Below are 17,089 nucleotides of genomic sequence, written 5' to 3'. Positions count from 1 at the left end.
CGCTTTATGCCTCCGCGAGAAACGCGGCGTACCCTTTCTTCACTTCGTAGACGTCAACCTTGCTCGTGACTTCCCACGGCGCATGCATCGAGAGCACCGCGACGCCGCTGTCGATGACCTGCATACCGTAGAGCGCCATGATGTAAGCGATCGTGCCGCCGCCGCCGAGATCGACCTTGCCGAGTTCGGCGGACTGGTAGCGCACGCCGCGCGCATCGAGCATGGCGCGAAGTTCGCCCAGATATTCGGCATTCGCGTCGTTCGAGCCGGACTTGCCGCGCGAACCCGTAAACTTATTGAAGACCATGCCGCGCCCGAGATAGGCGACGTTGCGCTTGTCGAAGGCCTCGGCGTAGAGCGCGTCATAGCCCGAGGAAACATCGGACGAGAGCATCTTGGACGAAGCGAGCGCACGGCGCACGGCAAGTTCCGAATATTGGCCGAGCGCATTCATGAGTTCGGCAAGCATGTTCTCGAAGAAGTGCGAGCGCATGCCAGTCGCACCAACGCTGCCGATCTCCTCCTTGTCGACGAGCAGGCAGCACGCCGTGCGCTTCGAGGGCTTCGTCTCAAGCATGGCAGCGAGCGATGTGTAGGAGCACACGCGGTCATCCTGCCCATAGCCGAGGATCATGCTGCGGTCGAAGCCCATCTCGCGAGCCGCACCTGCGGGTACGAAGGAAAGCTCCGCTGACAGGAAGTCGTCTTCTTCGATGCCGTACTTTTCCTGCAGCAGATGAAGCACGTTCTTCTGCACAGCCTCCTTTTCCTCGCCCGCAAGCGGCAACGTGCCGACGAGCACATCGAGCTTCTCGCCTTCGACGACCTTGTCCGCCGACTTCTTGAGCTGCTCCTGCGACAGGTGCACGAGAAGATCGGTCACGCAGAAGGTCGGCTCGGAAGCCTCTTCGCCGATGACGATGTCCTGCACCGTGCCGTCCTTCTTGGCGACGACGCCGTGCAGCGCGAGGGGAACCGTGACCCACTGATACTTCTTGATGCCGCCGTAATAATGCGTGTCGAGGTAGGCGAGACCGCCGTCCTCATAGAGCGGGTTCTGCTTGACATCGAGGCGGCACGTGTCGATGTGTGCACCGAGAATCGCCAGGCCGTTTTCCAGCGGCTCCGTGCCTACATGAAAGAGCGCGATCGCCTTCTTCATGTAGGCGCAATAGACCTTCGCGCCGGGTGTGATCTTCCTTCCGGAACGCACGATTTCTTCAAGATCCTCGTAGCCTGCCGCCTGCGCCTGCCGGATGATCTCGCGCACGCTCTCGCGCTCCGTCTTGCACTTCGTCAAAAACTCGATGTAGCCTTTGGAAAGTGTCTCAAGCTCCTTTTTCTCAGCCTCGGAGTACGCACTCCAAGGCAGTTCCTTCTTCTTGTCCTTCGTTTCTGCCATAATATCACCTTTCTATAGCCTTATGCCAAATTTTCCAAGATTGCGGCGAAATCCGCTCTCGTTTCCGCGCGATTGAAGAGCTCTCTAAGACGTGCACTGTTCTTCATGCCGCGCGTATACCACGTCGCATGCTTTCGCATCTCGCGCGGCCCGACGTAGTCGCCCTTCGTTTCGAGCAGCATGTCGAGGTGACGCAGGATGAGCGCACGCCGCTCGGAGGCCGTCGGAGGCGCAGCAACCTCGCCCGTACGCAAGAAGCCCGCCATCTCACGAAAGAGCCACGGATTTCCCTGCGCGGCCCTGCCGACCATCACGCCGTCGGCGTCCGTCACCTCGAAGATGCGCACGAGATCGACGACGCTTCGGACATCGCCGTTCGCGATGACGGGAATGGCGACGCGCTCCTTCACGGCGCGGATGATCGCCCAGTCTGCCTCGCCGCTGTAGAACTGCTCGCGCGTTCTGCCGTGTACGGCGATGGCGTCCACACCCACCGCTTCGGCGCGCGCGGCGATCTCCACCGCGTTGACGTGCGCCGCATCCCAGCCCTTTCGGATCTTCACCGTCACGGGCAGACTGACAGCGCGCTTCAATGCCTTCAAGATGCGCTCGGCACGCACAGGATCGAGGAGCAGCGCTGAACCCTCGCCGTTCTTGACGATCTTCGGCGCGGGACAGCCCATGTTGAAGTCGATGACGTCGGCAACGCCGAGGCTCTCGACATAGGCGGCGGCACGCGCCACGGCTTCCGGCTCATTGCCGAAAAGCTGCATGGCCAGAGGTCGCTCGCGCGGATCGGTATGAAGCATCTTGAGCGTGCGCTCGTTTCGGTAGTTGATACCATTCGTGCTGACCATCTCCGTGTAGACGAGCGGGCAGCCCATCTCGTGAACGAGGATGCGGTACGCCATGTCCGTCACGCCGGCCATCGGTGCGAGAAAGACGGGTACGGGAAAATCGAGCCTGCCGAGCCTCATTCGGCGTTCCTCTCATAGAGGACGCGAAGTCCCGTGAGCGTCAGGAAATGATCGATCTTGTCGATCGTCTTCGATTCGCGTGAAACCATGCGTGCGTAGCCGCCCGTCGCGACGACCTTGATCTCGTCGTAGCCCATCTCCTTCTTCATGCGGCGCACAATCTCGTCGATCTGCCCGACGTAGCCGTAGATGATGCCAGCCTGCATACCGCTGACCGTGTTGCGGCTGATGATACGCTTCGGCGTCACCAGCTCGATGCGCGGCAATTTCGCAGCACGCTGGAAGAGCGCGTCCGCAGAACTCGACAGTCCCGGCGCGATGACGCCACCGAGGAAGTCACCGTTCGGCGCGACGACGTCGAAGGTCGTCGCCGTGCCAATATCGATGACAATCAAGGGTCCGCCGTACTGCTCAAAAGCGCCCGCGACGTTAACGATGCGGTCGGCGCCGATCTCGCGCGGATTCTCATAGGAAATGCGAAAGCCCGTCTTGATGCCCGGCCCCACGACGAGCGGATGGATGTGGAAGTAGCGCTCGCACATCTTGATCATCGGCACCATCAAAGGCGGCACGACGGACGATATGATGATCGCCCTCACCTGCTCCATGCGGATGTTCTGATACGCGAAGAGGTTGTTGATGAGCATGCCATACTCGTCGCCCGTCTTCTGCCTGTCCGTCGAGATGCGCCAATGGCGCAGGAGCTTCTTCCCCTCGTAGGTGCCCATCACGATATTGCTGTTTCCAATGTCAAAAACAAGTAACATTCTCCATCCTCCCAGACTGCACTGCCCCTAGGCAGGCTAGAAAAGGCACATCCTTCATGATCTCGCCTTCTTCGGGCGAATCGACACGTCACCCGCGAGCACGCGGCGCACACCGCCCTCCGTCTCGACGAGCAGCGCACCCTCTTCGTCGATGTCGACCGCTCTGCCGTCGAAACTGTCCTTGCCTATGGCGCCGATGACATGAACCTCCTGTCCGAGCGTCACAGCATACTCGCGCCAGCGCGCGATGATGGGCGCGAATCCGTCTTCTTCCAGTACGATGCAAAGCTCGTCGAGCGCTTCGAGAACCGCTTGGAAGAAGGCGACGCGCGGCAGTTTCTCCCCCTTCATGATGGAAAGCGACGTCGCCTTGTCGCGCAATTCCTCAGGGAACTCCTCCTCCTCAATATTGACATTGATGCCCGTGCCGATGACGATGTAATTGATGCGGTCGATCTCGGCGCTCATCTCCGTCAGGATGCCCGTGAGTTTTTTCCCATCGTGCAGGATGTCGTTCGGCCACTTGATCTCCGCCTTGAGGCCAAACCGCTTCATCGCCATCGCCACAGCGACGGCGGCAAGAAGCGTACACTTCGGCGCTTCCTGCGGCAGGATGTGCGGGCGCAGGATCACCGAAAACCAGATGCCCTTTCCCGCAGGCGAGAAGTATGAACGCTCCAAGCGTCCGCGCCCCTTGCCCTGCGACTCCGCCACGACGACGGTGCCCGCCGCTGCACCCTTTTGCGCGAGCTGCTTCGCCACCTGATTCGTCGAATCGATCTCTTCAAAAAAGACGATGTCCTTGGCGATGAAGCGTGTCCTAAGGCCGTTTTTAATTTCCCCAGGCAGCAGGCAGTCGGGCGTCTCCTCCAAGGCGTAGCCGCTTCTCGACCGACTCTTAATCCCATAGCCTGCCTCACGAAGCTCCTTGATGTGCTTCCAGACGGCGGTGCGCGAAACGCCGAGCCTCTTGGCAATCTCTTCGCCTGACATGTACTCTTCGCCCGCCTTACGCAAAAGCTCTAAAATCCTGGAGCGCAAATTCATCCCTCCTGACGAAAAGGGCTGTTTCCTGGAAACAGCCCTCTGCCTTTGAAGTGCGGGTGTCTTCCCGACTTCTCCTATCCGTCATGCCGCGTCACATTGAGTTTGGGCGCAACTTCCTTCACTTCCACTTCTTCCTCCGCCGCCTCTTCCACCGGCTTTTTAAGCTCGGCGTTCGCAGGACGATGCAGCGGCTCAAGGATCACGCCGTCGTGATCGTCGGGTTCGTCCGCATCCACATCAAGCTTCTTGTCCTTTTCCGTGATCTTTCCCGTCTCGACGAGTTCCTCGAGTTCTGAAGCTTCAAGTGTTTCACGCTCGATCAGAGCTTGTGCGATGAGGTCGAGCTTGTCGCGATTGTCGATAATGATCTTGCGGCATGCCTCGTACGCCTCGTCGATGTAGCGGCGCACCTCCTTGTCGATCTCGCTCGCGACCTCTTCCGAGTAGTTCCTCTGATGATTGAGATCGCGTCCCAAGAACACCTGATGCTCGGCACTCTCGCCGTAGGAAATCGGCCCCAGGACGTCGCTCATGCCGTACTGCGTGATCATGCTGCGCACGATGCGCGACGCATGCTGGATGTCCTGCGAAGCGCCCGTCGAGATCTCCTTCAAGACGACCTCTTCGGCGACGCGTCCGCCCATCGCGACCTTGAGCTTGTCCATGAGTTCCGAGCGCGTCGCGTAGGAGCGATCCTCCTTGGGCAGCATCAGCGTGTAGCCGCCCGCCCTGCCGCGCGGAATGATCGTGACCTTGTGCACGGGATCAGCATTCGGCAGGAGCATGCCGACGAGCGTATGACCGCCCTCGTGATACGCCGTCAGTTCCTTCTCCTTGTCCGTCATGACCTTCGAACGGCGCTCCGGCCCCGCCATGACGCGCTCGATGGACTCTTCCAGCTCGTTCATGCCGATGCGCTTCTTGTCGCGCCGCGCTGTCAAGAGCGCCGCCTCGTTGACGAGGTTCGACAGATCTGCGCCCGTGAAGCCTGGCGTGCGCCGCGCGAGGATGTCGAGATCGACATCACTCGTCAGAGGCTTGCCCTTCGAGTGAACCTTCAGGATCGCGAGCCTGCCGCGCACATCGGGCTTGTCAACGACGATCTGGCGGTCGAAGCGGCCGGGGCGCAGAAGCGCGGGATCAAGGATATCGGGACGGTTCGTCGCCGCCATGATGATGATGCCTTCATTGGCCGCGAAACCATCCATCTCGACGAGCAGCTGATTGAGCGTCTGCTCGCGCTCATCGTGACCACCGCCGACGCCTGCACCGCGCTGGCGGCCGACGGCATCAATCTCGTCAATGAATACAATGCACGGCGCGTTCTTCTTCGCCTGATCGAAGAGATCGCGCACGCGCGAAGCGCCGACGCCGACGAACATCTCAACGAAATCCGAGCCACTGATCGTGAAGAACGGCACGCCCGCCTCGCCTGCGACGGCGCGTGCGAGCAGCGTCTTGCCCGTGCCCGGGGGGCCGTAGAGCAACACGCCCTTCGGGATGCGTGCGCCGAGGTCGTTGAACTTCTTCGGATGCTTGAGGAATTCAACGACCTCCTCAAGCTCCTGCTTCGCCTCATCGGCGCCCGCCACATCCTCGAACGTGACCTTCATCTTGTCGCTCGCCGTCATGCGCGCACGGCTCTTGCCAAAAGACATCACGCGGCCTCCGCCGCCCTGCGTCTGCTGCATGATGAAGAACCAGACGCCGATCAACAGAAGGATCGGCAGGATCGAAGAGAACATCGTCGACCACCACGGCGTTTCCGCCGGGCGCTCCGCCTTGATCTCGACGTTCTTCTCCTGCAGAGTCTTGAGGAAGTTCGTATCCTGATTCGGCGCATCGGGCGTGATCGTCAAAAACTCCGTGCCGTCCGTGAGCGTGCCCTTGACGACGTTGTGCTCCAGCGTGACCTTCGCGACCTCGCCATTTTGCACCTGCTGCAGAAAATCCGAATAGTTGACCTCGTTCGTCACCACCTCACGCGTCTGAAAGTAGTCAATCGCGGAGATGGCGATCAAGATGATCAGCAGATAAAACACCACACTGCGAAAAAGTTTATTCAATCGGTCATCCTCCTGTTCCAAAACAATGCTTTAAGAAAAAGCCGGAAAGTCACGGCATTTCACCAAAATCCCCATATCATGTTTCAGCAAAAGGCGACGAAAGTGCCTCTTGGCTCACACAACAAAAAACCTCTACAGCGTTTCATTATAGCATTAAAACAGGTGTTATACAAACCCTTTCGCACGATATTCGAATATTTCACAGAAGGCGCACGCCGTCTCATTTGCTGTAGATTTCAGGCTTCAGAATGCCAAGGTACGGCAGGTTTCTGTACTTTTGATCGTAGTCAAGCCCATAGCCAACGAGGAAGGCGTCGGGCACTTCCGCACCGCAGTAGTCGACTTTCACATCGACCTTGCGCCGAGACGGCTTGCTCAAAAGCGAGCAGAGCTTGACGCTCTTCGCCTTTCGATGGCGGAAGTTCTCCATCAGATAGTGCATGGAAAGCCCCGAATCCACAATGTCTTCGATGAGCAGGATGTTGCGCCCCGCGACGCTCTTCGCGAGGTCGAGGAGAATCTGCACATCGCCCGTCGAACTCGTACCGCTTCCATAACTCGAAAGCTGCATGAAATCGAGCGTCACGGGCAGATCAATGGCGCGCACGAGGTCGGCGTAGAAGAGCACGGCGCCCTTCAGAATGCCGACAGCGTAGATCTCCTCGCCCGCATAATCGCGCGTGATCTCGCGCCCAAGCCGCTCCACCATCTCGGCGAGCTGCGCCTCATCGAAAAGAATCTTCTCCAAATCGTTGTGCATGATCGTATGCTCCTTCTTCAAAGACGGCTCGCAGCCGTACCATCGATTCATCTTCCTTCACCAGCGCGGACGAAAAACGCCGCACGCCTACCGCCCAGACAACCTCCCCCTCACAGACGACGAGCGGCACGTGATCGCGCGCGGTGCGCGGCACATGCTCGTCAATGAAGAAATCTTTGAGCTTCTTCGTGCCGCAAGGAAGGCGCACGCGGTCGCCCGCGCGGCGCGTGCGCACGACGGCTGCAGCAAGGACGCGAGAGGGCATATAGACTTCCGTGCGCCCGTCCGTCCGCGCGCGCTCACGGGGGAAATCCACGATAAGTGAAACACCAAGCGCGGGCAGATGCGTCACACCAGGCGCTCGAAGCGGCACGCCGCTCAAAAGCGCGCTCTCCGCCATGCCGTCCGCCGTTCTGCGCGTGGAAGCCGACCTGCCTCCTGCACCGCCATCCTTATGGGCAGTACGAAGCGCGTCGACAAGAAAGACGCCCCTTTTTCCATCGAGGAAAAAGCGCACGCGACCAGGCAAGTCCCACGAGAGGCCGCCCCTTCCTTCCACCATCATGCGGCGCACTTGCTCGACCTGCCGCCAGCCCCAATCGTGCGATTCATCAACGAAGGCGCGCGCAGCAAGACGCACGATGCGTCGCTGCAAGGCGAGCGGTTCGGCGCGAAACGCCGTGCGCGAAAGTGTAAGACATTTCTCGTGCGTCGCGCCCGCTGCCTGCCCCTCGCTGCAGACGACGCGCGAAAAAGCCGCGTGCGCCATCTCATCGAGCAGCACGTCGTCTGCGCGGGCGGCTTCCGCGAGGCGCACGAGCGCCGCACCCGCCGACGCGTTGACATGCGCGGCGAGACGCGGCAGGATCTCCAGCCGCAGATAGTTGCGCCGCGCATCCGCCGCATCGTTCGTCGCGTCGTGGCGCACCTCGATGCCATGCGCCGCGCAGTAAGCGACAAGCTCCTCCTTCCTACAGGCAAGCAGGGGACGTACGACATCGCCCGTGCGCGACCTCATGCCCACGAGGCCGTGCAGCCCCGCGCCGCGCAGGATATGCTGCAGCACTGTCTCCGCCTGATCGTCCGCATGATGCGCGACAGCGATCGCCTGAGCACCTACATGCGCCTTTACACGACGCAAAAAAGCGTAGCGCAGTTCGCGTGCCGCCGTTTCCAGCGACATCCTGCGCTCTTTCGCATACTGCGGCACATCCGCCGCCTCCACGCTGCAAGCAACGCCCTTCGCACGGCAGAACGCGGCTACATAATGCGCATCTTCACGCGACGCCTCGCCGCGAATGCCGTGCTCGAAATGCGCGACATGCACGGAAAGCGCCAGCCGCTCCTGCAGATGCAGCAGCAGATCGAGCAGCGCCATCGAGTCTGCGCCGCCTGAGACGGCGACCACGATGGAAGAGCCATGCGCCAGAAGTCCATGCTCCTCGCAAAAAGCCAAAACCTTATTCAGCATGAGATTCCCCCATCTGCCGCCGTCCGGCAAGCTCTGCACGACTCTTCCCCAGTACGTCTCTCAAGACCATAAACAGGAAAAGCACTCCTTGTAAGAGTGCTTTTCTCATGTCATCAATCCCTGCGCGAACCGCGACCGCCGCGCTTGGAATCTGTCTTGCGGCGCAAATCCGTCAGCCTCTCATCGCTGTCCTTGAGAAATCGCGACAGCTTGTCTTCAAAGGAGGCACTGCCTGGACCGAAGCGCCCCTGCCGCCTAAAATCCCCGCCTGCACCGCGGCGCGGCGGCATCGGACGGCGCGGAACCTCGCCGACCTTCTTCTCCATCGGCTTCTTTTCCTGCAGTTGCTTGATGGAAAGACCAATCTTACCACGATCGTCGATCGTCAAGACCTTGACCTTCACCTTGTCCTTCTCCTTGAGGAAATCGTGGACGTCCCGCACATACTCGTCAGCGACCTCAGAGATATGGACAAGACCGACCTTCCCCTCAGGCAGCTCGACGAACGCTCCGAAATTCGTAATGCCCGTCACAACACCCTCAACAATACTGCCTACTTCAATGGACAAATCATTTCCTCCTTAATTATACTGTGGGAATTACCGACTGCATCAGCACCCACCATCCCAGCGTCTTCTCCCGCGCTGAGTGTGCTTTCTTATTATACTCTTGCGCCTTTTGCGCTGTCAAGAAAATCCCCGCGCGAAACGAGAAAAACAAAAAGAGGCTGCCGCATGAGTTTCATCGACTCATGCGGCAGCCTCCTCTCACTTCTTAGCAATATACGGCAGTTCGCCCTCGTGCGTCATACCCAGCTCCTCGCGCGCCGTCTTCTCGATGTAAGCGGGATCGTCGAGCTTTGCCTTGAGATCCTTAAGTTCTGCATTCTCCCGCTGCGCTGTTTCCAGACGCTGCTGTGCCGCCGCGCAGTCGTGGTCAAGCTCGTTCAAGTGAATCTGCTGATCAATCATCGTATAGGAGAAGTACCCGAGCACGCAAAGGATGACGACGACGAACCAGTCAAGCCGGTGTCCCCTGCGCTTGCTTTCCGTTGCCATCTCCATCACGACCTTCCGTGTACACCAATACGCTTCTCCTGCCCGTACAGCTGCACGGAGCATCTTCTTCCTGCGATTGGGGCGGCTACTTCTCCGCCCACTGGAAATATTCTGTCGTCGCTATGCGCCGAAATATGGAATCACAGCTCGCACAGCGAAAGTGCGACGAGACGTTTTCCATATCTGCCTTGCCATCCACGAGATGAACGGGCTGCCATTCGACGAGGTCGAGCTGCCCACCACAGCGAGGGCACGGCGCGTGTCCCTCGGCGTCAGCGCGCAGAATCGTCGGCGCGAGATCGCCGACTGCCTTGATCTTCGGCATGTCAAACACATCGTAATAACCCGAATTCAGAAGCTCGCGGTAAAACACCCTACATTTGTCGCATTCGTAGCGCGGCTTCACGCTTTCCAAATCCACCTTGCCGCCCTGAATCATGACTGTACCGCCCTCAATCGTGCGAAGTGGCCTACCGCACTGCGGACAGAGAAACGCGCCATTCGCGTCCTTTTCCAATTTCGATACTGCCACAAAAACCACCCTCGCCCGAAATCGTAAAAACCATATTCGTCAACCGACGCTTGCGCCTGCCGTCTGCAGAAACTGTGCGATCTCCTGCGCCGCTGCGGGGCGGCTTGAGAGAAGCGCCGCCTCGCGCATGGAGGCGAGACGCGACGCGTCCCCCAACAACCCCATGACAAGAGCCGCCAGATTCTCGCCCTTGCCGAGCCAAACCGCCGTACCGCGCTCGCTTGCAATCATCGCATTCTCAAGCTCCGGTCCTGGAATAGGCTCATGCAAGATCAGCGGCACGCCCATCGCCCATGCCTCGCTGATGGTCAATGCGCCAGGCTTCGATATGAGAAGCGCTGCAACCGCCATTAGATCGGGCACCTCATTGGTGTACCCCCAGGCGCGAACCGCATGGTGCGAGTGCACGGCATGTGCTTTGACCCAAGCAAGAAGGCGCTCGTTCTTCCCTGCAACAACGAGGAGCTGCAACTTTTCTGCGACATCCTCAAGCTTTTCAAGAGACTGAGCCACATCGCCGAGTCCAAGCCCGCCGCCCATGACGAGAATTGTAGGAAGCGACTCGCTGAGTCCCAGCCTTTCGCAAATCGCCGCACGGTCAAAATCTGCCAAGGAAAGCGGCAGAATCGGAATGCCCGTCGCATGAACAGCCGTCGCTGCACAGCCTTCCTTGACGAGGCTGCGCCGCATCCTCTCCGTCGCGACGAAGAAAGCGTCGACACCCGGATAGAACCACATTCGATGCACGCTGTAGTCCGTAAGAACCGTGGCGAAAAAGAAATCTTCCTCGCCGCTCTTCTTAAGACACGACGCCGCACCCTCGGGAAACGGATGCGTGCAGATCACCGTGTCCGCTGCATGGAGGCGCACGAGGCTGCGCATGTTGCGCTTCGTCAGCGAAGCGATGAGCTTTTGCACGGGCGAAGCGCCCTGCCTGTGCCCCGTGAAGCGATAGAGAAGCTGGTAAAGATTCGGCATGAAGTGCAGCATCTTCAGATAGGCCGCCTTCATGAACCAAGTGACCCACGCCGTATCACGCTTCGTGAAGTCGACGACCGCCACATGCGCCTCCGGCTCCGCCCGCAAAAGAGCCGCTGCCAAGGCTTCCGCCGCCTTCATGTGTCCCGAGCCGATCGACGCCGCTACGATCAGATAGCTGCGAGCTGCCATGACCGACCTTCCCTCACTCTTGAAAATGAAATAATCAAACAATTCTCCTTTGTCATGCCCTCTATTTTAGCACAAGCAAGGAGCAGATACAACGAAACAGACGTTCGCTGTCGCCTTCCTCCTCAAGCCGTAAGACCGCCGTCTACGCTCCACGCCGCGCCCGTCACGAAGGAAGCGGCATCGGAGGCCAGAAAAAAAATAATATCGGCGACTTCTTCCGCCCGCGCGATACGACCGAGCGGATAGACGCCTGACATCTGCCGCAGAGTCTCTTCGCGGTCAGGAGCATCCTGCAGCTGCGCCTCCGTCATCGGTGTTGCGACGTCTCCGGGGCACACGCAGTTCACGCGCACGCCGAAAGGCGCGAGCTCCAAGGCTAGGGATTTCGTAAAGAGCGTCACGGCACCTTTCGATGCGCAATAGGCCGTGCACAGGAAATTGCCGTGAATCCCTGCGTCAGACGAAAGATTGACAATGCTGCCGCCACTCGCCTTGAGCGGCGCAAGCGCCGCCTGCGTCGTAAAAAAGGTGCCCTTGACGTTCGTGTCCATGACGTCCTCGAATTCCTCTTCTGTCAAATCCTCCAACGCGCGTTCCAAATAGATCCCTGCCGAATTCACGAGAACATCGAGTCGCGAAAAGCGTTCGCACACCGCACCCACGAGCCGCCTCGCCTCATCGGCGCGGCGCAGGTCGGCGGCGAAGAACGCGGCGCGCCCATCGAGCGCCAATGCCCCTAACGAGGCGAGCGCCGCCTCGCCGCGCGTCGCCGAGCGCCCCGCCAGAGCGACCGTGCTGCCCGCCTGCAGGAAAAGACGCGCCGCCGCAAGGCCGATGCCCGACGTGCCGCCCGTAAGAAGAACAACGCGATTCATGCGAACCACCTCCCAAAAACTGCAAAATGCTACGAAAAAAGGCTGGGTAAAAACCCAGCCCTCGGAGAGCCACCGTGCTCACTTGTTGTTGACAGCGTCCTTCAATGCCTTGCCAGCCTTGAAAACAGGATTCCTCGAAGCGGCAATCTTGATTTCCTTGCCCGTCTGCGGATTGCGGCCGGTACGGGCAGCGCGATCCTTGACCTCGAACGTACCGAAACCGATGAGCTGAACCTTGTCGCCCTCGACAAGAGCTTCTTCAACGCTCTCGATGACTGCGCTCAGAGCCTTCTCGGCATCCTTCTTCGACAGCCCTGCTTTTTCCGCTACATTAGCCACTAATTCCGTTTTGTTCACGTTTGTAGCCTCCTTTTGAATTTGTTACGCTACTTTTATTCGCTGTAGTTGTCTAGAATCCTCTTTCTCACAATGAAAAAAGTGCAAAAAAACTTGAAAAACCGCCTTTCGCAGGCTTTTTTAATCATCCTGGAAGCTATCGTGAGGAATGAAAAGACTCGTCAGATGATCCGTATCCGTCTGTCGATCAATTTCATAGAGCGGCATCGGGCGCACGGATTCATCGGGCAGTGCAATATTGTGCAGATAGATGACTTCCTTCTCGTCATTCATTCGCTCCATCAAGGCGAGTTTCAACTCAGAAGCAATCTCACAGCTGTAGACCTGCGTGAAGAGCACACCTGTCGGAAAACGGAAGGGCATGCTCTCCGCATCCGATGCATCGAGGATCATAAGACCCTCGACAGGATCGATGCCGAGACTGCCGTAGAGCGTCTCAACGAAGCTCATGCCCGGCAGAATAGAGAGCTCCAATCCTTCCTTCGCGCACAAATCACGTAGAAAAATGACCGTGCGCTCCGCTACAAAGGGACTGCCGGGTACGGCATAGACGATCTCCTCGCCTGCACGCGCCCTTGCGGTTAGATCTTCCGCAATCGCATGGTAAAGTTCCTCGAAGCTTTGCGCTTTTTCATACCAGGAATCATAACTCATGAAAGGAACGCCGCGCCTCTTAAGTTCCGCCACGGATGGATGAACTGCCGTGCGCAGGAGAAGGCTTCGCCCGCTCGTCACCGCCTCCATGCTTTCGAGCGTGATAAGCCCGAAGCGTCCGGGGCCAAGTCCCACGACCGTAATGCTTCCCACGTCTTTCATATATGCCTGCCTCCTCTCATACCATAAAATAGAAAAAGACTTCTAAGCAAATTACCCAGAAGCCTTGAAATCTCTATGGTGCCGAAGGCCGGACTCGAACCGGCACGTAGGTAACTACGCTTGATTTTGAGTCAAGTGCGTCTGCCAATTCCGCCACTTCGGCACATGATGCAACAACAGAAGAAATGATACCATTCCCTTGAGGTTTTGTCAATAGGAGCGTAAAGAGTTTTTGAGTGGCTGCCGTGTTGCGAATTTACCTTGCAAATGTACGCTTCACAAACTTCAGATAAAAAGCTCGATCGCACGAGGTACAACCTCGACGTGCATGGGAAGAGGCGGCCCCTGCTCGCCGTCCACATCACTCAAAAGCGGTGCATCCGCCGCGATGCGAAACTCACTTGCCTGCAGATACAGCACGTTCTTCTCCGAGATTCCCCTGCCCGAGACAATCTCCGCCGTCAGAGCGATGAGTTCCGGCAGACTGCACTTCTTCACGAGCAGCAAATCAAACTTACCATCATTGATGCTCGCATGCGTCGCTACGTTATTGAAACTGCCGACGATACCGCTGTTGGCAATGACGAAGAGGAATCCCTCTTCCTCGCGCATCTCGCCATCCGCCTCGATGGAAAACTTCACCGAACGGAACTTCGGCAGTTCGCTGATGCCCTTCAGGTAGTACGCCATCTTGCCCAGCGTATTCTTCAGCCGCACATCGACCTCATGTGCGATATTTGTCATGACGCCGGCGCTCGCGACGTTGATGAAGTATTCTTCCCTGATGCGCCCGAGATCAACGCGCATCGTCTTGTGCGCGAGGATGCGCTCGATATACGCTTCCAAGCCATCTGCAAGACCGAGATACGTCGCAAAATCGTTCGACGTGCCGCTGCCGATGATCGCGAGGGGAACTGCAAGTTTTTCGCGCACGATTACGTTGACGACTTCATGCACTGTGCCATCGCCGCCCGCGACAAGCACACCCTCAGCCTCAGATTCCCGCACATAGAGCGCAAGATTCGTAAGCTCGCGATCCGTGCGGTAGAGGATAAGCATGCAGCCGAGTGTCTGGAAGCGCCAGATCATCTCATCGAGCCGCTGCTTGAACGATGCATTGCCCGAGACAGGATTATAGACCAGCAGAAACTTTCTCATCCCTTCGCCCCCTCAACGCTGCGGAAAATGCCAATGCGGCGCAAAAAACGAATGCTCAAAGAGCCGATGAACGGAATGCGCGCCATATCCTCTTCCAGCAGTCCGCGCACGAGAATCAGCGCCGCGACGTAGACGATGACGCCGACGAACACCGAGCCGAAGGTCGCCACGGCATTGACGGCGAGCGTATTCATGACAAAGCTGTAGAAGAGATACACAGCGCCCGCCATGAAGGCAGCCGCCGCCATCGTCTTAAAGAGCTGCAGCAGCTCCATGCGATAGCCGATATAACGCCAGATGAAGTAAAGGTTGATGACAGCGGCAACCCCCATATCCGCCGCCGTCGCCCAAGCCGCACCCATGATCCCGAGCCAAGGGACCGCCGTCAAGATCCAGTTGAGGGCGACCTTGACAGCAGCGGCAAGAATCATGTTGATCATCGGAATCTTCGGATGCCCGAGTCCTTGCAGAACCGCCGTCGACACCTGATGCAGGCCAAGGAGCACGATGGAAAACGACGAGACGAGCACGGCGGGACCCGCGCCTGGCGCATTGTAAATGAGCGTCGAGATTGGCGTCGCGAGCACGAACACGACGACGAATGCAGGGAAGCAAACGAAATTCGATATGCGCACGGCGGCTGCCGTTTGATTGTAGACGCGCTGCGTGTCCTTCAAGGCTCGCGCCTCCGAAATCGCCGGCACGATGCTCACCGCCAAGGACGCCGTGAGGATTGTCGCGAGATTGACGAGCGGCACCGCCATGCCCGTGAGATAGCCGAACAGTTCCGTCGCCTGCGGCACCGTATAGCCCGCGACCTCAAGACGCTGCGGCACGATCAAAAGGTCGAGGTTCGACACGATCGGCAGCATGATGCTCGCCGCCGACACGGGCAGGGCGAGCGAAAAGATGCGTCGGACGATCGCCCCGAGAGGCGCTGGCGCTTCCCCCGGCGGCGGCGCAAGATTCGGGCCGTACTCACGCTCAATGTCCTTGTCCAGCTTCCAATGATAGTAGACGAGCACGAGAAGTCCGCCGATAGCGCCGGCAAACGCGCCGAGGCTCGCGCCAGCCGCCGCATAGTCGAGTCCCATCGGCAGGAGAAGACTCGCGAAGAGCACCATCGTGAGCACGCGGAAGATCTGCTCGACGATCTGCGAGACCGCCGTCGGCGTCATGCGCTGCCAGCCTTGCAGATAGCCGCGCGAGCTCGCGAGCAAGGTCACGAAGAAAATCGTCGGCGAGAGCGCCACGACTGCCATATAGGCGCGCGGATCACGAATGAACTGCCACTCGATGAGCCAGCCTGCTCCAAAGTATGTCAAAAGGGAAAACAAAAGCCCCGTAAAAACCATCAAGGTCATGGATATGCGGAATATGCGCCGTGCGCCGAAAACGTCCTTCAAGGCGACGCGCTCCGCCGTGATGATCGATATGGCGACAGGCACGCCCGCCTGCGAAATGCTCATGGCGAAAAAATAAATCGGGAAAGCCATCTGATAAAGCCCGATGCCCTCGCCGCCCAAGATGCGCGAAACGAAAATCCAGTTTAAGGAACCGATGACCTTCACGACGAAGCTTGCCACCGTCAAGATCAAAGTTCCCTTGAGAAAGCTCTCCGCCTTGCTCTTGCCTGTAGATTTTTGACTGCTGATACGAAACACCGCCTAACTGCCCAATTCCCCTCTTCGATTCTTCCCTGCAATCCGAGATATGGAAAAGCCGCTTTGCAAAAATGTACGAATTTCTATATAATAAGGGGAATGATGCATCTTCTGCACCCTAAGGCTCAACGTAGGAATTATACCATTTCTGCCGGAAATATACTAGGTCGATTTTGTTACAAAACTTGAGGTGTCTTCTCTATGGAAATCAATCTCATCGGTTTCAATACGACGCTCGGCAAGAAAAAGCCGGAAAATATCATCAACAAGACCGCCCCATGTCCTTTCTGTGACCGTGAAAATCTCTCGGGCATCGTCGATACAGACGGCGACCTCGTGCTGCTCAAGAACAAGTACAACGTCATCGAAGACGCCGACCAGTTCGTTCTCATTGAGAGCAAAGTCTGTCACTCCGACATGCCCGACTATTCCGCCGAACACATGCACCGCCTCATTCGTTTCGGCGTGCATCACTGGCAGAAGATGCAGAATTCGGGAAAGTACGAGACCGTCATCTTCTTCAAGAATTTCGGCCCCCTCTCGGGCGGTACGCTGCGTCACCCCCACATGCAGATTGTCGGCTTCCACTCGCTCAACGAAAATCTGACCTTCGACCCCCTGGAATTCGAGGGACTGACCATACACGAGGAAAACGATGTCGACTTCAACATCGCGACATGCCCGCGCATCGGCTTCAGCGAATTCAATGTCGTCCCCAAGACGAACGAGCCTCTGGACACCGTAGCCGATGACATACAGATTGCCGTCGACTATCTCATGCACCACTTCAACAAGCGATGCAACAGTTACAACATCTTCTTTTACCAGGAGAGCGGCATCCTGCGCGCCAAAATCATGCCGAGATTCGCTACCTCCCCCCTCTTCATCGGCTACAACATCCGCTTTCGCCCGAGCAACTTAGAAGATTTGCGGAACAATGTGCGAAAGATTTATTTCGATCGGAAGTAG

General features: G+C 58.1%; 17 protein-coding genes and 1 tRNA gene. 1 reads left to right on the top strand and 17 read right to left on the bottom strand.

Going from position 1 to position 17,089, the window contains the following annotated elements; translation table 11 throughout:
• Positions 1 to 4: 4 nt before the first annotated feature.
• From RWS31_RS07050 to RWS31_RS06970, 17 genes are all read right to left on the bottom strand, one after another.
• Complete coding sequence (locus tag RWS31_RS07050) at positions 5 to 1,402, bottom strand: aminopeptidase (RefSeq protein WP_314597048.1); 1,398 nt, start codon at positions 1,400 to 1,402, stop codon at positions 5 to 7.
• 20 nt (positions 1,403 to 1,422) lie between these two features.
• Entirely contained in the window at positions 1,423 to 2,379 is a 957-nt protein-coding gene (gene dusB / locus RWS31_RS07045) for a tRNA dihydrouridine synthase DusB (protein ID WP_314597047.1), read from the bottom strand.
• Positions 2,376 to 3,146 (bottom strand): type III pantothenate kinase, encoded by a 771-nt coding sequence (locus tag RWS31_RS07040; RefSeq protein WP_314597045.1) that lies wholly within the window; start codon positions 3,144 to 3,146, stop codon positions 2,376 to 2,378. Before RWS31_RS07040 ends, dusB begins: the two co-directional genes overlap by 4 nt.
• A gap of 54 nt (positions 3,147 to 3,200) precedes the next feature.
• Positions 3,201 to 4,187 carry a biotin--[acetyl-CoA-carboxylase] ligase gene (locus RWS31_RS07035; protein ID WP_314597043.1) on the bottom strand — a complete coding sequence of 329 codons (987 nt, stop codon included), beginning with the start codon at positions 4,185 to 4,187 and terminating at the stop codon, positions 3,201 to 3,203.
• 80 nt (positions 4,188 to 4,267) lie between these two features.
• Complete coding sequence (ftsH, locus tag RWS31_RS07030) at positions 4,268 to 6,259, bottom strand: ATP-dependent zinc metalloprotease FtsH (protein WP_314597041.1); 1,992 nt, start codon at positions 6,257 to 6,259, stop codon at positions 4,268 to 4,270.
• A gap of 220 nt (positions 6,260 to 6,479) precedes the next feature.
• A complete protein-coding gene (gene hpt / locus RWS31_RS07025) occupies positions 6,480 to 7,019 on the bottom strand; it encodes a hypoxanthine phosphoribosyltransferase (protein WP_294177088.1) in 540 nt (179 codons plus the stop codon).
• On the bottom strand, positions 6,985 to 8,490 hold the full coding sequence (gene tilS, locus RWS31_RS07020) for a tRNA lysidine(34) synthetase TilS (RefSeq protein WP_314597038.1): 1,506 nt from the start codon (positions 8,488 to 8,490) through the stop codon (positions 6,985 to 6,987). The genes hpt and tilS overlap by 35 nt, the downstream gene beginning before the upstream one ends.
• 113 nt (positions 8,491 to 8,603) lie before the next feature.
• Entirely contained in the window at positions 8,604 to 9,059 is a 456-nt protein-coding gene (locus RWS31_RS07015; protein ID WP_006192957.1) for a S1 domain-containing RNA-binding protein, read from the bottom strand.
• Between the two features lie 198 nt (positions 9,060 to 9,257).
• Positions 9,258 to 9,548: a septum formation initiator family protein gene (locus RWS31_RS07010; RefSeq protein WP_314597036.1), complete on the bottom strand. Its 291-nt coding sequence runs from the start codon at positions 9,546 to 9,548 to the stop codon at positions 9,258 to 9,260.
• 85 nt (positions 9,549 to 9,633) lie between these two features.
• Positions 9,634 to 10,080, bottom strand: coding sequence for a hypothetical protein (locus RWS31_RS07005; protein ID WP_314597034.1), 447 nt, complete (start codon positions 10,078 to 10,080; stop codon positions 9,634 to 9,636).
• A 39-nt stretch (positions 10,081 to 10,119) separates the two neighbouring features.
• Positions 10,120 to 11,250, bottom strand: coding sequence for an MGDG synthase family glycosyltransferase (locus RWS31_RS07000; protein WP_314597033.1), 1,131 nt, complete (start codon positions 11,248 to 11,250; stop codon positions 10,120 to 10,122).
• A gap of 122 nt (positions 11,251 to 11,372) precedes the next feature.
• A complete protein-coding gene (locus RWS31_RS06995; protein ID WP_314597031.1) occupies positions 11,373 to 12,125 on the bottom strand; it encodes an SDR family NAD(P)-dependent oxidoreductase in 753 nt (250 codons plus the stop codon).
• A gap of 78 nt (positions 12,126 to 12,203) precedes the next feature.
• Positions 12,204 to 12,482 (bottom strand): HU family DNA-binding protein, encoded by a 279-nt coding sequence (locus RWS31_RS06990; RefSeq protein WP_009645699.1) that lies wholly within the window; start codon positions 12,480 to 12,482, stop codon positions 12,204 to 12,206.
• A 120-nt stretch (positions 12,483 to 12,602) separates the two neighbouring features.
• Positions 12,603 to 13,298 (bottom strand): SAM-dependent methyltransferase, encoded by a 696-nt coding sequence (locus tag RWS31_RS06985; protein WP_314597029.1) that lies wholly within the window; start codon positions 13,296 to 13,298, stop codon positions 12,603 to 12,605.
• 76 nt (positions 13,299 to 13,374) lie between these two features.
• Positions 13,375 to 13,461: transfer RNA gene (locus RWS31_RS06980), tRNA-Leu, on the bottom strand.
• 122 nt (positions 13,462 to 13,583) lie between these two features.
• Positions 13,584 to 14,456 carry a YegS/Rv2252/BmrU family lipid kinase gene (locus RWS31_RS06975; RefSeq protein ID WP_314597027.1) on the bottom strand — a complete coding sequence of 291 codons (873 nt, stop codon included), beginning with the start codon at positions 14,454 to 14,456 and terminating at the stop codon, positions 13,584 to 13,586.
• Positions 14,453 to 16,120: a polysaccharide biosynthesis protein gene (locus tag RWS31_RS06970; protein WP_314597025.1), complete on the bottom strand. Its 1,668-nt coding sequence runs from the start codon at positions 16,118 to 16,120 to the stop codon at positions 14,453 to 14,455. Before RWS31_RS06970 ends, RWS31_RS06975 begins: the two co-directional genes overlap by 4 nt.
• Positions 16,121 to 16,321: 201 nt before the next feature.
• Between RWS31_RS06970 and RWS31_RS06965 the strand changes: the two genes are divergently transcribed.
• Entirely contained in the window at positions 16,322 to 17,089 is a 768-nt protein-coding gene (locus RWS31_RS06965; protein ID WP_314597023.1) for a DUF4931 domain-containing protein, read from the top strand.

Origin of the sequence: uncultured Selenomonas sp. (assembly GCF_963528755.1) — a bacterium.
In the GTDB taxonomy this organism is placed as follows: domain Bacteria; phylum Bacillota; class Negativicutes; order Selenomonadales; family Selenomonadaceae; genus Selenomonas.
The sequence above is the reverse complement of the archived record's forward strand: the minus strand, read 5'-3'. Positions and strand labels throughout refer to the sequence as shown.